This window comes from Neorhizobium galegae (genome assembly GCF_017877135.1).
Classification (GTDB): domain Bacteria; phylum Pseudomonadota; class Alphaproteobacteria; order Rhizobiales; family Rhizobiaceae; genus Neorhizobium; species Neorhizobium galegae_A.
In genome coordinates this window covers 328,029-340,874 of record NZ_JAGIPH010000001.1, presented here as the reverse complement: position 1 = coordinate 340,874, position 12,846 = coordinate 328,029, and the positions used below count along the sequence as shown (strand labels likewise).

Below are 12,846 nucleotides of genomic sequence, written 5' to 3'. Positions count from 1 at the left end.
TCAGCAAATTACCGAACCGGTAACCATGTTTTTTTACCGGTTCGGCCCCCCTGTGTTCGTGTATCGTTTGAGTAGAGTGTCGTATGACGAGTATCATGACCAATACGGGCGCCATGGCGGCGCTTGCCACCTTGCGCGACATCAATCGCGGTCTGGAGACGACGGCAGACCGGATGGCCAGTGGTCAGCGTATCGGCCAATCGAAGCAGAATGCCGCCTACTGGTCGATTGCCGCCACGATGAAATCCGACGACAAGGCGCTGGCGGCCGTTCAGGACGCGATGAATCTTGGCGCGGCCACGGCAGACACCGCCTATGCCGGCCTCACCGCCTCCATCGATGTGGTCGATGAGATCAAGTCCAAGCTGATTGCCGCCCGAGAGCCCGGCGTCGACAAGGAAAAGGTCAACAAGGAAATCGACCAGCTGAAACAGCAGCTCGTGTCGATTACTGATTCGGCAAGCTTCAACGGCGTCAACTGGCTGAAGCTCAACGATGGTGCCGCCACCACGGCAAAGGTGGCTGCCTCCTTCTACCGCGACCTCAACCGCAGCGTCTTCATGGATATGATCGAATTCGATCTGGTGGCCCGAGACGGTACCATCACCACGCTGGTCGACAACCGCTCGACCGGTACCAATGGCGGCGCCGGCATTTTCACCAACACGCAGTTTGCCATCAACGCAGGGGCAAGCGCCAATTATGTTCTGGTCGTCAACCAGAGCAACAGCACGTCGGGTGTGGAAATCGCGCTCACCAGCAGCACCACCAACGCCCAGTTGGACGAGATGATCACGGTTGTCGAGGATATGCTGCAGATGATGGCCGATGCCGGCGCGACCATCGGTTCGGTGCAGTCGCGGGTGGATACCCAGCTCGACTATACCTTTAAACTCCGCGACTGGATGAAGGGCGGCATCGGCACGCTGATTGATGCCAATATGGACGAGGAAACCACCCGCCTCAAGGCCTTGACCACGCAGCAGCAACTGGCGATCCAGGCGCTCTCCATCGCCAATACCCAGCCGCAAAACGTTCTGTCGCTGTTCCGCTGACCGGCGGTCCACGCGCCATCGGGAAGGTGAGGGGCCGATGACGGCCCCCCAATGGCGATCACGGTCGGTAGGTCACCTTTGAGCCGGAGCCGTTGGGCGTGAAGACAAGCCCCGCATCATCCGCCTGCGTGATCTGATAGGTGCCGGGCTGCCGGCTGTTGCCGGTAAAAGTGCCCGCCGCGTAGTTGAACCTGTGATTGTTGTTCCAGGTGCACGGCGTCGGCTGCTCGTCGATCTGAACAGCCACGCCATCGTTCACCGCAACTCCGCCAAGCGTCAGCGGCGCCACGTTGAAATTTCTGAAATAGATTTGGACCCAAACCATCTGGCTTTCCTTTTGTGGGAGTGGATCCGCCCACACTCTCTATAGTGATTTACAACCATTAACGCAATTATAAATTGTATTTGCGCGGCACGGTTCGTGTCTGCAATCAATTTCGCTGATGGATGCGCCAGCAAAACTTGCTTTAGCCCCGCTGCATGTTCCGCTATTGTTCGCGCAAACGGGAGCTTCAAAAAATGTCGGACAGAACGGCGCCGGGCCTGCCCTGGCCAATCATCGCCAGCGGATCGCTGATAGTGCTGCTGGTCTTCGGGCCGCGCTCGGCCATGGGCTTCTTTCAACTGCCGATGCTGGCGGACAAGGGGTGGGACCGCTCGACCTTCGGGCTCGCCATGGCCTTCCAGAACCTGTTCTGGGGACTGAGCCAGCCGTTTTTCGGCGCCATGGCGGATCGATACGGCACCGGGCGCGTCCTTGCCGCTTCCGGCGTGCTCTATGCGCTGGGCCTTCTCGTCATGGCCCATGCGGCGGCCCCTCTCTGGCTGCATGTCGGCGGCGGCATTCTGGTCGGCACGGCGATCGGCGCCGGTTCGTTCAGCGTCATCCTGTCGGCCTTTGCCCGCAATGTCACGCCACAGCAGCGCTCCATGGCGTTCGGCATCGGCACGGCGGCGGGCTCTGCCGGCATGTTCCTGTTTGCGCCGATCAGCCAGACGCTTATCAGCCTGTATGGCTGGTCGGACAGTCTGGTCATCATGGGCGTCATGATGCTCGCCGTGCCGCTTCTCGCCTATCCGTTGCGCGGCAATGCGCTTTCGGGCACGCAGAGCAAGGCGCAGTTCGAGCAGAGCGTGGCGGGGGCGCTGAAGGAAGCCTTTGGCCACCAGAGTTTTCTCCTGCTTGTCAGCGGCTTTTTCGTCTGCGGCTTCCAGGTGGCGTTCATCACCGCGCATTTCCCGGCCTATCTCGGCGATATCGGCATCGACGCGCGCTATGCGGTCATCGCCATGGCCTGCATTGGCTTCTTCAACATCATCGGATCGCTCGCCGCCGGCGTCATCGCCCAGCGCTATTCGAAGCCTTACTTTCTGGCGCTGATCTATGTCGCCCGGTCGATTGCCGTGACGGCCTTCCTGCTTCTGCCGCAGTCGCCCACCTCCGTCGTCGTCTTTGCCATCGTCATGGGCTTGCTGTGGCTTTCCACCGTGCCGCCCACCAATGCGCTGGTCGCCATCATGTTCGGCACGCGCCATCTCGGCCTGCTCGGCGGCATGGTGTTCCTGTCGCACCAGATCGGCTCGTTCCTCGGCGTCTGGATGGGCGGCTTTCTCTATGACCGCTTTGGCTCCTACGATGCGGTCTGGTGGCTCGGCGTCGCCCTCGGCCTGTTTGCAGCGGTCGTCCACTGGCCGATCCGCGAGCGGCCGGTGGAGCGGCCCCTGGTGCCGGCGATCTAAGCCACATCCCGAAGATTTACTCCTGAAGCCTCACTCTGGCGGCGTGCCGGGAAGGCGTGAAAGCGCCTTCAGCGCCGCCTGCACGAAACCGTCGCGGGCGGCGTTTTCGGTGATGCCGCGCGGCTCATAGACATGCCGGTTGAGGAAGAAGCCGCTGAGGCGGAAGGCGGCGGCGAGGCTTTGCGGATCGGCGCTGCGCTTTGCCTGCGGCGCAAGAAAGGCCGGCAGCGCCAGAAGCCGGTCGGCATAGGGCGCGCCGGCGGCACGGCTGACTGCCCGCCCGCTTTTCGGCGACACATAGACCAGATCCTCCAGCGTTCCCGTCGCCGCACATTCGCCAAGATCCAGCCCGAAGCCGAGATCGTTCAGCACCGCAAGCTCAAAGCGCACGAAGAGTTCGCCGGCGCCGGCCGGATCATCCATGTGGTCGAGGATGAGATCGAGCGCCTCGAAGAGATGCGGATGCGGATCGCGTTCCGGCAGAAGCCGCAGCAGCGAGCCCATGGCCTGCACGCCGTAAAGGGCGGTGGCGCTTTCCATCAGGCGGGCAGCGCGCAGATTGACCGGTTCCAGCTTGAAATCGCCCAGATGCTCGTCGAGCCTTGCTCGCCACACCGCCTCCACGCGGTTGCCCGGCTGCAGCACCGGCTGCATGCTGCGCGAGCGTCCGCCGCGCACCAGGCCCATGTGGCGGCCGCGCGTGCGCGTCATCAATTCGGCCACGACGCTGGTTTCGCCGTGGCGACGCACGCCGATGATGATGCCTTCGTCCTGCCACTGCATGCCGGCCAAATTCCTGTCAGTCTATCGGCATGTTAGCCCATCGCGATACGGCATTGAACCGATTTGTCTGGTGGCGCTTGGCGCCATGGAACAAAAAGCCGGTGCCGGGTGTTGCTGGCGCGAAAACAAGACAGGGAGTTCCCATGCGCCACGCCATTGCCGCCGCCTTTCTCTTCGCCATGCCGACCATCGTTGTCGCCGCACCGCCGGCATCTGCCCAATCTGCCGGGCTTGAACAGGCCTGCGTCAATGTCGCGAAGAACTTTCTCCTGTCGCCCAAGCTGACGACCGGCGTCGTGCAGTCCTTCCCGGAACTCGATCCGCCCGGCGCGCGCCTCACCTATGCGACGCGCGACAATCCGCAGCCGGTCGATTTCACCAATCAGATCGAATGCGAGTTCAACAAGGCCGAGCCACCCTACGGCCTTACGCGCTTCTGCATCTCCAGCACCTGCTATTCGTCCACCGAGGACGAGCCGGAACATCGCCGCCGCTATCTGGAGGTCAAGGCGCTGATGGATCGCCAGAAGTAAGACGGGCCGCAAGACGCCGTCAGACTGCTGGCAGAAGGAGCTTTCAGCTTTCTTCCGTCATGCTCGGGCTTGTCCCGAGCATCTGCAACGCCATGATATCATTGAACTTTATGGATCCTCGGCACAAGGCCGAGGATGACGCCGGGGGAATGAGACGACCGTGTCAGCAATCTAACGGGCCGCAAGGCGCATAATCCATGATTGTGAGCATGGCCAGTTGCCTGAAGGGCGGGGCCGGCGTTTGCCACCCCAACCAACCCATCAGCCGCGCGGAAATTCCAGCCCCATTTCGCGAAAACGCTCCGGGTCGTCGCCCCAGTTTTCGCGCACCTTCACGAAAAGGAAGAGGTGCACCGGCTGCTCGAGGATTTCGGAGATTTCCTTGCGCGATGCGGTGGAAATCGCCTTGATCGCCTCGCCGTTCTTGCCAAGCGCGATCTTCTTCTGGCTGTCGCGCTCCACATAGATCACCTGCTCGATGCGCACCGAGCCGTCCTTGCGCTCTTCCCACTTTTCGGTTTCGACGTGGGAGGCGTAGGGCAGTTCCTGATGGAGCCGCAGGAAGAGCTTTTCGCGGGTGATTTCCGCCGCAAGCTGGCGCATCGGCAGGTCGGAAATCTGGTCTTCCGGATAGTACCACGGCCCTTCCGGCAATTCCTTCGCCAGGAAGTCCATGAGATGCGTGCAGCCCGATCCGGTCGTCGCCGAAATCATGAAGGTCTGCTCGAAGGCGACCTTTTCATTGGCGATCTGCGCCAGCTTCAACAGGTCTTCCGGGCGCACCCGGTCGATCTTGTTGAGAACGAGGATCTTCGGCTGGTGGACATCCTTCAGCCCGTCCAGAATGGCTTCCGCATCGCCGCGAATGCCGCGCTCGCTGTCGATCAGCAGCATGATGCGGTCGGCATCCTTGGCACCGCCCCAGGCGGTCGTGACCATGGCGCGATCGAGCCTGCGGCGCGGCTTGAAAATGCCGGGCGTATCCATGAAGACGATCTGCGTGCGGTCATGAATGGCGATGCCGCGCACGATGGCGCGCGTCGTCTGCACCTTGTGGCTGACGATCGAGACCTTGGCGCCGACCAGCCGGTTCAGCAGCGTCGACTTGCCGGCATTGGTGGCGCCGATCAGCGCCACGAAGCCGGAGCGCGTCGGGCGCTCGTCCACGGGCGTATCGGTTTCGCTCACCGCGTCTTCGGCGGGAATGTTGTCTTCTTGCGTCATAAAATCCTTCAGCCTTCGTTGGCGGGCTTTTGCCACACGCCTTCACGTTCGAGCATTTTCGTCGCCGCCACCTGTTCGGCCGCGCGTTTGGAGCGTTCGACACCGGTTTCCGGGGCAACGCCCTTGATCGACACGGTGACGGTAAAGCGGGGATCGTGATCCGGGCCGGAGCGGTCGTCAACCGTATAAAGCGGCGTCGTGCCGAAACGGGCATGCGACCATTCCTGCAGCTCGGTCTTAGCATCGCGCTTGGCCGCATCGGCGCGGGTGGCGCGGGCCTGCCAGTTGCGCAGGATGAAGCCGCGCGCAGCCTCCAGGCCGCCATCGAGATAAAGCGCGGCAATCAGGCTTTCAACCACGTCGGCGCGCACGTTCAACATGCGCTTTCCCGTGAGCTTCTTCACGTCGGCGCCGGTGCGGATGAATTCGTGCAGACCAAGCTCATCGGCAATGCCCGCACAGCTTTCGGCGCTTACCAGCTGGTTCAGGCGGACGGAAAGCTCGCCTTCGGTGGCGCTGCGAAAGGTCGTGAACAGCATTTCTGCCACGCAGAGGCCGAGAACACGGTCGCCGAGGAACTCCAGGCGCTCGTAATTGGCGACCTTTGCGCTGCCGGTGCTGGCATGGGTCAGCGCCCTGTCCAGCCATTGCTTGTCCGAGAAAGCGTGGCCGATGACCTTCTCAAGCCTTTGGCGTTCTTCCCCGGATAGCGATGTCGGCTTCATCAGTTGACCACCTTGAACAGACGATCCCAGCGCATATTGGCCGGCCAGTTCCAGATCTCGCGGAAGGAGGTATCGTTGCCGAGCGAGAAGAAGATCACGCTGGCGCGTCCGACGAGGTTTTCAGCCGGAACATAGCCGACATCGAAGCGGCTATCGAGCGAGTTGTCGCGGTTGTCGCCCATGAAGAAGTAATGGCCTTCCGGCACCAGGAATTCGCGGGTGTTGTCGCCGCGCGAGACGGGCGACTGGTCGAGCGTGTCATAGGTCTTGCCGGTGTCGAGCGTCTCGCGGAACACGGGCACATCGGCACCTGGATCCAGGCGGTAATCGGAGGTGAAGGTGCCATCGGCCTGTTTCGGAACCGGCTGGCCGTTGATGTGCAGCACACCGTTGATCATCTGGATGCGGTCGCCGGGCAGGCCGACGAGGCGCTTGATGTAATCGACATCCGGATCGGTTGGCAGGCGGAAGACGATTACGTCGCCGCGCTTCGGCGGTGAGAACTCAAGCACGCGGCCGGAAAACAGGTTCGGCGAGAACGGCAGCGAATATTTCGAATAGCCGTAGGCGAACTTGTTGACGAAGATGTAGTCGCCCACGAGCAGGGTCGGCATCATCGAGCCGGAGGGAATGGTGAAGGGCTGGAACAGCACGGTGCGGATCACCATGGCGAGCAGCAGCGCCTGGACGATGACCTTGATGTTTTCCCAAAGGGCGTTCTGCTTCTTGTCGGTTCGTTCTGCCACGTGTGCGTCTTTCGTTTCCAGCGTTTTGCGCTTCTCTAAACTCTTAACCCAAGGCGGGCAATGGGCTTGACCGTGAGGGCCTTTTCACACCGCCGGAAGCGGCCGGGCCTCGATCACCACAAAGGCCTGCGCATAGGGAAATTCATCGGTGATGGTGAGGTGGATGATGGCTTCATGGCCCTCGGGGAGAAGGCTCTGCAAGCGCTCGCCCGCGCCGTTGGTCAGCGCCATGGTCGGCTTGCCGGAGGGCAGGTTGACGACACCCATGTCGCGCCAGAACACGCCCTGCGCAAGGCCGGTGCCGAGCGCCTTGGAACAGGCCTCCTTGGCGGCAAAGCGCTTGGCATAGGAGGCCGCGCGCATCTTGCGCCCGTCGGATTTTTTCCGCTCGATCTCGGTGAAACAGCGATGTGTGAAGCGATCGCCAAAGCGTGCGATGGATTTTTCCACCCGCCGGATATCGATGAGGTCGCTTCCCATGCCAATGATCATGCCCGTTCTCCCTGCGGCCGGTCTGACTGATGTCAGGGCGCGCGCTCATTGTCCACCGCCTGGGTGGCGTGACTGCGCGCGAGGAAATTTGCCCGTCGCGCGGCACGATACCTTCTGATCCCCACAAAAGTGGCGATATAGCAGCAGAGGCCGGTCAAAATCGCGGGAGGAAGTGCGCCGATGGCCAGCGGTTCGAACACCGGCTGCCACAATTCACGCACATGAAAACCTTCAAGCAGATGCAGAAGATCGCTCGTGGAGGTCGCGGCATTGGGCGCGCGACCGAGCATCTCGTGGCCGATCTGCCAGGTGATCGGCAGAATGAAGGGAATGGTCAGCGGATTGCTGAACGCGGTGCCGAGCGTCGCGGCAATGAGGCTTGCCCGAAACAGGAAGGCGAGGGCGAGCGCCATGGCAATGTGAAAGCCGAAAAACGGCGTCCAGGCGGACATCAGTCCGATGGACAGACCTGCGGCCACCGCATGGGGGGATCCACCCATTCGCAAGGCTCTTGCCCGGACATAGCGCCAGGTTCGCAAGAGGCCCTTGCGACGTCTGTTCTTCAACCCGCGGGAAGGAGCGGGATGAGCTTTCTTGAAAAGACTGAACGGCATGAAAGCGCGCATGGGTGTCTACCGGTCCTTGCCGGCAGGGCCCGGCGCTTCGCTTGCGCGATCAGAGGCCCTTGCGGAACATGCCGCGATCGACCTGGCGCATGCGATATTCGAGTTCGATCGCATCGTTCGATTCATTCAGATAGGCCATTTCACGATCCTGAACAGTGGGAGCGCGAAGGGCGCGGGCGATAGTGCGAAGCGGCTTGAACATTGTTATCTCCTAATGTTGCGTTGCACAACATATAGTCGATGCCCGTCCGTTCCACCAACGCGACCTTCCCTCATCAGCCTTGCGTCTAGTGCATAGCGGCAGGACATCATCCTGCCGCAGTGCTTAACAGGTGGTCAGTCGTAGACACGCTTGACCGTGGAAACGCAGTCGAGATCCTTCAACTGTGTCAGAAGCTGGTTCAGATGCCGCAGGTCCCAGACCTCGACTTCCAGCGCAAGCTCGGAGAAATCGGCCGCCACCCGTCCCATCGTCATGGTGCGGATATTGATGTCGAGACCGGCGATCTTCTGGGCGATGGTGGCAAGCGTGCCCGGCTCGTTCAGCGCATTGATGGCGATCTTGGCCGAGAACCGCTGCTTGTTGGCGGCATCCAGATCCCAGCGCACGTCGATCCAGCGCTCCGGCTGGTCGTCGAAGCGCTGCAGGGCCGAGGCCTGGATCGGGTAGATCGTCATGCCCTTGCCTTCGTCCATGATGCCGACGATACGGTCGCCCGGAACGGCGCCGGCGGGTGCGAAATGCACCTCCATATGGCCGGAGAGCCCGCGGATCGGAAGTGGATCGGGGCCGTCGATCTCGCTTGCGGCCTTTGTCGCATCATGGGCCGTACGCTCGCCGCCCGGCAGACGGAACATCATGCCCGACGCGCTCTGCATGTTGAACCAGCCCTGGTCGGCGGCGGGCTTGATCGTCGTGCGCTCGTCCTTGAAATCCGGATAGACAGCCTTCAGCACGTCGAGCGACGACAATTCGCCGCGCCCGACGGAGGCGATGGCATCCTCCACGTCCTTCTGGCCGAGCCGGTGCAACGCAGGCTTCAGCACCTCGCGCGAAAAGGCCTTGCCCGCCCGCTCGAAGGTGCGCTCCAGAATGCGGTGGCCAAGCCCGGCATATTGTTTGCGGATCGCCATGCGGGTGGCGCGGCGGATGGCCGCGCGGGCCTTGCCGGTGACGACGATCTCTTCCCAGGCCGCCGGCGGCACCTGCACGCCGGAGCGAATGATCTCCACCTCGTCGCCATTGGCAAGCCGGGTGACGAGCGGCATGATGCGGCCGTTTATCTTGGCGCCGACCGTGGTGTCGCCGATATTGGTGTGCACGGCATAGGCAAAGTCGATGGGCGTTGCGCCGCGCGGCAGCGCGATCAGCTTGCCCTTCGGCGTGAAGCAGAACACCTGATCCTGGAACAGTTCGAGCTTGGTGTGTTCGAGGAATTCTTCCGGGTTGTCGCCTTCGGCCAGCGCCTCGATGGTATGGCGAAGCCACGAATAGGCATTGCTTTCGCGCGACAGCAGTTCGCCCGGCTCGCCGCCCTCGCCATCCTTGTAGAGGCTGTGGGCGGCAATGCCGTATTCGGCAATGTCGTGCATGCGCCGCGTACGTATCTGCAGCTCGATACGCTGGCGCGACGGGCCGACGATCGTGGTGTGGATGGAGCGGTAATCGTTCTGCTTGGGCGTCGAGATATAATCCTTGAAACGGCCCGGGACGACGCGCCAGCGCGTATGGACGATGCCAAGCGCCCGGTAGCAGGCCGGCACGTCATCGACGATCAGGCGGAAGCCGTACACATCAGAGAGCTGTTCGAAGGACAGCGACTTCGACTGCATCTTGCGGAAAACCGAATAAGGCTTCTTCTGGCGCCCCTTGGCCGTGGCGTTGAGGAGGCCGTTCGCCACCATGAGCTCGCGCAGCTCGTCCTCGATCTTGGCAATCAGCCCTTCGTTGCGGGCGGACAGTTCGGCCAGCCGCTTGGTCACCGTTTCATAGGCTTCCGGGTTGAGATAGCGGAAGGAGAGATCCTCCAGCTCGTCGCGCATGTCCTGCATGCCCATGCGGCCGGCAAGCGGCGCATAGATGTCCATGGTCTCTTCGGAAATGCGGGCGCGCTTGTCGTCGCGCATGTGTTCGAGCGTGCGCATGTTGTGCAGCCGGTCGGCAAGCTTGACGAGCAGAACGCGCACGTCGTCGGAAATGGCGAGCAGCAGTTTGCGCAGGTTTTCCGCCTGCTTTGCCTTTTTCGAGACGAGATCGAGCCGCTTGAGCTTGGTCAGGCCCTCGACCAGGCGGCCGATGTCCTCGCCGAACAGTTCGTCGATCTCGGCGCGCGTGGCGGTCGTATCCTCGATCGTGTCATGCAGCAGTGCGACAGCAATGGTGGACTCGTCGAGATGCATCTCGGTGAGGATTGCGGCGACTTCCAGCGGGTGCGAAATATAGGGATCGCCGCTCGCGCGCTTCTGCTGGCCATGCTTCTGCATCGCATAGACATAGGCCTTGTTGAGCAGAGCCTCGTTTGCGTCGGGCTTGTATTTCTGGACCCGCTCGACAAGCTCGTATTGCCGCATCATGCTGTAGAAGATCCTTTGATATGGCCCGGACAAAAAAGAAAAAGGCGCGCCAACCGTGAGATTGGCGCAGCCATCATTATTCAGACAACAAGATTATGGCGAGATCATTGACGATCGGTAATCGTCACCGATCCTCAATAGTCGTCGCTTTTTTCCGGCGGAACCAGACCTTCGATACCGGCCAGCAGGTCTTCTTCCGACATCTGGTCGAAGGTCAGCGTTTCCGGCAGGTCGTCTTCGTCAAGACCCTTGTCGGCGCCGGCCGATGCGCCGGCATTAGCGGCGATCAGCGTCGACGGATCGGGCTCGGGCTCATCCACTTCCACATGCTTCTGCAGCGAGTGGATCAGGTCTTCCTTCAGGTCGTCGGGCGAGAGCGTCTCGTCGGCGATTTCGCGCAGGGCCACGACCGGATTCTTGTCGTTGTCGCGGTCGATGGTGATCGAGGCGCCCTGCGAAATCTGGCGGGCGCGATGGCTGGCGAGCAGCACCAGCTCGAAACGGTTATCGACTTTGTCGATGCAATCTTCTACGGTGACGCGGGCCATTGCCTGTCCTTCTACGATCGGTATTCAGATGATTAGGACGCCGGATACAGGCAATGGGCGAGGAATTCAAGTTTTTCCTCGTCCGCCCTTGCGCTCCATCCCGCCCACGACCAAATGAGGCCGGGATAAGCGTTCGAAATTGCTTTGATAAAGCCGAATCGTGAATTACACGTCTTTTATATGAAGATATGTTAATGTTGCAGATCCAGCCTCGCCCATTTTGCGTAGGGGGCGCCAGGGAGAGGCCGGTGAATCATAATTAATTTGAGAATGAATGGAGGAAACCATGTTTGACCCCAGGGAAAAAATTGCCCTTTTTATCGACGGCGCCAATCTTTATGCCGCCTCGCGCAGTCTTGGATTCGATATCGATTACCGCAAGCTTCTGAAGGCGTTCCAGAAGCGGGGCTATCTGCTGCGCGCTTATTATTATACGGCGCTGATCGAGGATCAGGAATACTCGTCCATCCGGCCGCTCATCGACTGGCTGGATTACAATGGCTACAAGGTCGTGACCAAGCCCGCCAAGGAATTCACCGATTCCATGGGCCGCCGCAAGGTGAAGGGCAATATGGATATCGAGCTTGCCATCGATGCCATGGAGCAATCGGAAACCGTCGATCACCTGGTCCTGTTTTCCGGGGACGGCGATTTCACCACGCTGGTGGAAGCCCTGCAGCGCAAGGGCCGCAAGGTCTCGGTCGTCTCGACCATGGCGACGCAGCCGCCGATGATCGCCGACGACCTGCGCCGCCAGTCCGACCACTTCATCGACCTCATCTCGCTGAAGGCCGAAATCGGACGCGATCCCTCCGAGCGCGTGCAGCGCCCGGTGGAGCCGACGCCCGAGCAGGCCGAGGTCTGAACGTCGGCGTCAGGCGCAAAATGCGTCTTATACGGGAGAGCGCCTATCCCAGCGTGCCGCAAGGCGTTGGGACACTTTGTATTAGCGGCGCTTGATCGGCCAGGGCGCGCGCCGGTCGAGGACTTTTGCGGCATCGCCGACGGCAATCCTGCCCGAGCCCACCGGGACGGCGTTCCAGCCGAACAGCGGTCCCGGCACGCGCCGGTCTGCCGACATACGGATGCGGCCCATGGCCGGCATCGGGCTTGCGCCCTCGCGCGAGCCGGTCTTCTGGTCCTGCGTCGTCATGATGCAGCGTGCGCAAGGTTTGACGAGATAAAGCACCACGCCGCCGATCTCGATCGAGCCCCAGCCGTCTTCGGCAAAGGGCTCGTCATGGTCGATCACCACATTGGTGCGAAATCTATCCATCCCGACGGGTTCCTCGCCATGGGCTGCCATGTCGGCATTGAGCGCGGCCAGCGATCCGGTGGTGGTCACCAGGATCTGGTAGCCATCGCCGAAGGCAACCGGGGTATCGGGGCCGGCCCAGTCCGCGCTGGCGCTGCGGCGTGACATCGCGTCGAAATGAACCAGCTTGACTGGGCGGCCGAGCCACTGCGACAGCGTGGCATTCGCCGCATCATCGGCAAGTGCAGCGCTGACAGGCGTATCCCAGACCGTCACGTCCATCCGCCGGTCGGCCGGCGGCGTCTCCACGTCCAAGGCCGCTTGCCCGTCGATGGACAGTGTCAGTCGCGCGTCGCCCAAGACGGCCGAGATTTGCGCCAGTGCCGGCAGTTGCCGTTGCGTGATGAAGGTGCCGGAGGGATCGGTCAGCATCCAGCGGCGGTCATGCTCAAGCCCCCAGGCATCGATCGGGCTTTCGGCGAGCGCCACGCCGCGCGCGCTCTTCAACGGATAGATGCCAAGGGCTGAGATGCGCATGAAAAAAT

Annotated in this window: 15 protein-coding genes; 4 read left to right on the top strand and 11 right to left on the bottom strand. The window is 61.6% G+C overall.

Annotated features, from left to right (window positions below; translation table 11 throughout):
• The first annotated feature begins 83 nt into the window (after positions 1 to 83).
• The gene (locus J2858_RS01775) at positions 84 to 1,055 is read left to right on the top strand and encodes a flagellin (protein WP_210103031.1); all 972 of its coding nucleotides are present in this window, start codon (positions 84 to 86) and stop codon (positions 1,053 to 1,055) included.
• A 58-nt stretch (positions 1,056 to 1,113) separates the two neighbouring features.
• On the opposite strand, the gene J2858_RS01770 is transcribed toward J2858_RS01775, so the two are convergent.
• Positions 1,114 to 1,380: a hypothetical protein gene (locus J2858_RS01770; protein ID WP_210103030.1), complete on the bottom strand. Its 267-nt coding sequence runs from the start codon at positions 1,378 to 1,380 to the stop codon at positions 1,114 to 1,116.
• A 194-nt stretch (positions 1,381 to 1,574) separates the two neighbouring features.
• Between J2858_RS01770 and J2858_RS01765 the strand changes: the two genes are divergently transcribed.
• Entirely contained in the window at positions 1,575 to 2,795 is a 1,221-nt protein-coding gene (locus J2858_RS01765; RefSeq protein ID WP_210103029.1) for an MFS transporter, read from the top strand.
• Positions 2,796 to 2,825: 30 nt separating this feature from the next.
• Here the strand turns inward: J2858_RS01765 and recO are convergent, their stop codons facing one another.
• Positions 2,826 to 3,578, bottom strand: a complete 753-nt coding sequence (gene recO / locus J2858_RS01760; protein ID WP_210103028.1) for a DNA repair protein RecO — start codon at positions 3,576 to 3,578, stop codon at positions 2,826 to 2,828.
• Between the two features lie 143 nt (positions 3,579 to 3,721).
• Here recO and J2858_RS01755 point away from each other — a divergent pair, with 143 nt between their 5' ends.
• On the top strand, positions 3,722 to 4,111 hold the full coding sequence (locus J2858_RS01755; RefSeq protein ID WP_210103027.1) for a hypothetical protein: 390 nt from the start codon (positions 3,722 to 3,724) through the stop codon (positions 4,109 to 4,111).
• Between the two features lie 261 nt (positions 4,112 to 4,372).
• Here the strand turns inward: J2858_RS01755 and era are convergent, their stop codons facing one another.
• From era to rpoZ, 8 genes are all read right to left on the bottom strand, one after another.
• Positions 4,373 to 5,335, bottom strand: coding sequence for a GTPase Era (gene era / locus J2858_RS01750; protein WP_210103026.1), 963 nt, complete (start codon positions 5,333 to 5,335; stop codon positions 4,373 to 4,375).
• An 8-nt stretch (positions 5,336 to 5,343) separates the two neighbouring features.
• Positions 5,344 to 6,060, bottom strand: coding sequence for a ribonuclease III (gene rnc, locus J2858_RS01745; RefSeq protein WP_432443227.1), 717 nt, complete (start codon positions 6,058 to 6,060; stop codon positions 5,344 to 5,346).
• Entirely contained in the window at positions 6,060 to 6,806 is a 747-nt protein-coding gene (gene lepB, locus J2858_RS01740; protein WP_210103025.1) for a signal peptidase I, read from the bottom strand. The genes rnc and lepB overlap by 1 nt, the downstream gene beginning before the upstream one ends.
• 84 nt (positions 6,807 to 6,890) lie before the next feature.
• Entirely contained in the window at positions 6,891 to 7,298 is a 408-nt protein-coding gene (gene acpS, locus J2858_RS01735) for a holo-ACP synthase (protein WP_210103024.1), read from the bottom strand.
• Positions 7,299 to 7,330: 32 nt separating this feature from the next.
• The gene (locus tag J2858_RS01730) at positions 7,331 to 7,912 is read right to left on the bottom strand and encodes a DUF2062 domain-containing protein (RefSeq protein WP_281067717.1); all 582 of its coding nucleotides are present in this window, start codon (positions 7,910 to 7,912) and stop codon (positions 7,331 to 7,333) included.
• Between the two features lie 61 nt (positions 7,913 to 7,973).
• Positions 7,974 to 8,126, bottom strand: coding sequence for a DUF3563 family protein (locus J2858_RS01725; RefSeq protein WP_210103022.1), 153 nt, complete (start codon positions 8,124 to 8,126; stop codon positions 7,974 to 7,976).
• A 134-nt stretch (positions 8,127 to 8,260) separates the two neighbouring features.
• On the bottom strand, positions 8,261 to 10,498 hold the full coding sequence (locus tag J2858_RS01720; protein WP_210103021.1) for a RelA/SpoT family protein: 2,238 nt from the start codon (positions 10,496 to 10,498) through the stop codon (positions 8,261 to 8,263).
• Positions 10,499 to 10,632: 134 nt separating this feature from the next.
• A complete protein-coding gene (gene rpoZ / locus J2858_RS01715) occupies positions 10,633 to 11,046 on the bottom strand; it encodes a DNA-directed RNA polymerase subunit omega (RefSeq protein ID WP_210103020.1) in 414 nt (137 codons plus the stop codon).
• 286 nt (positions 11,047 to 11,332) lie between these two features.
• Between rpoZ and J2858_RS01710 the strand changes: the two genes are divergently transcribed.
• On the top strand, positions 11,333 to 11,911 hold the full coding sequence (locus J2858_RS01710) for an NYN domain-containing protein (protein WP_210103019.1): 579 nt from the start codon (positions 11,333 to 11,335) through the stop codon (positions 11,909 to 11,911).
• A gap of 81 nt (positions 11,912 to 11,992) precedes the next feature.
• Here J2858_RS01710 and J2858_RS01705 read toward each other — a convergent pair whose 3' ends face one another.
• Positions 11,993 to 12,838: an MOSC domain-containing protein gene (locus J2858_RS01705; protein ID WP_210103018.1), complete on the bottom strand. Its 846-nt coding sequence runs from the start codon at positions 12,836 to 12,838 to the stop codon at positions 11,993 to 11,995.
• Positions 12,839 to 12,846: the final 8 nt, after the last annotated feature.

What these genes read in the sequence shown, in the direction of transcription:
- J2858_RS01775 (WP_210103031.1), top strand. Translation starts at nt 84, where the DNA reads ATGACGAGTATCATGACCAATACGGGCGCCATGGCGGCGCTTGCCACC.
- J2858_RS01770 (WP_210103030.1), bottom strand. Translation starts at nt 1,380, where the DNA reads ATGGTTTGGGTCCAAATCTATTTCAGAAATTTCAACGTGGCGCCGCTG.
- J2858_RS01765 (WP_210103029.1), top strand. Translation starts at nt 1,575, where the DNA reads ATGTCGGACAGAACGGCGCCGGGCCTGCCCTGGCCAATCATCGCCAGC.
- recO (WP_210103028.1), bottom strand. Translation starts at nt 3,578, where the DNA reads ATGCAGTGGCAGGACGAAGGCATCATCATCGGCGTGCGTCGCCACGGC.
- J2858_RS01755 (WP_210103027.1), top strand. Translation starts at nt 3,722, where the DNA reads ATGCGCCACGCCATTGCCGCCGCCTTTCTCTTCGCCATGCCGACCATC.
- era (WP_210103026.1), bottom strand. Translation starts at nt 5,335, where the DNA reads ATGACGCAAGAAGACAACATTCCCGCCGAAGACGCGGTGAGCGAAACC.
- rnc (WP_432443227.1), bottom strand. Translation starts at nt 6,060, where the DNA reads ATGAAGCCGACATCGCTATCCGGGGAAGAACGCCAAAGGCTTGAGAAG.
- acpS (WP_210103024.1), bottom strand. Translation starts at nt 7,298, where the DNA reads ATGATCATTGGCATGGGAAGCGACCTCATCGATATCCGGCGGGTGGAA.
- J2858_RS01730 (WP_281067717.1), bottom strand. Translation starts at nt 7,912, where the DNA reads ATGCCGTTCAGTCTTTTCAAGAAAGCTCATCCCGCTCCTTCCCGCGGG.
- J2858_RS01725 (WP_210103022.1), bottom strand. Translation starts at nt 8,126, where the DNA reads ATGTTCAAGCCGCTTCGCACTATCGCCCGCGCCCTTCGCGCTCCCACT.
- J2858_RS01720 (WP_210103021.1), bottom strand. Translation starts at nt 10,498, where the DNA reads ATGATGCGGCAATACGAGCTTGTCGAGCGGGTCCAGAAATACAAGCCC.
- rpoZ (WP_210103020.1), bottom strand. Translation starts at nt 11,046, where the DNA reads ATGGCCCGCGTCACCGTAGAAGATTGCATCGACAAAGTCGATAACCGT.
- J2858_RS01710 (WP_210103019.1), top strand. Translation starts at nt 11,333, where the DNA reads ATGTTTGACCCCAGGGAAAAAATTGCCCTTTTTATCGACGGCGCCAAT.
- J2858_RS01705 (WP_210103018.1), bottom strand. Translation starts at nt 12,838, where the DNA reads ATGCGCATCTCAGCCCTTGGCATCTATCCGTTGAAGAGCGCGCGCGGC.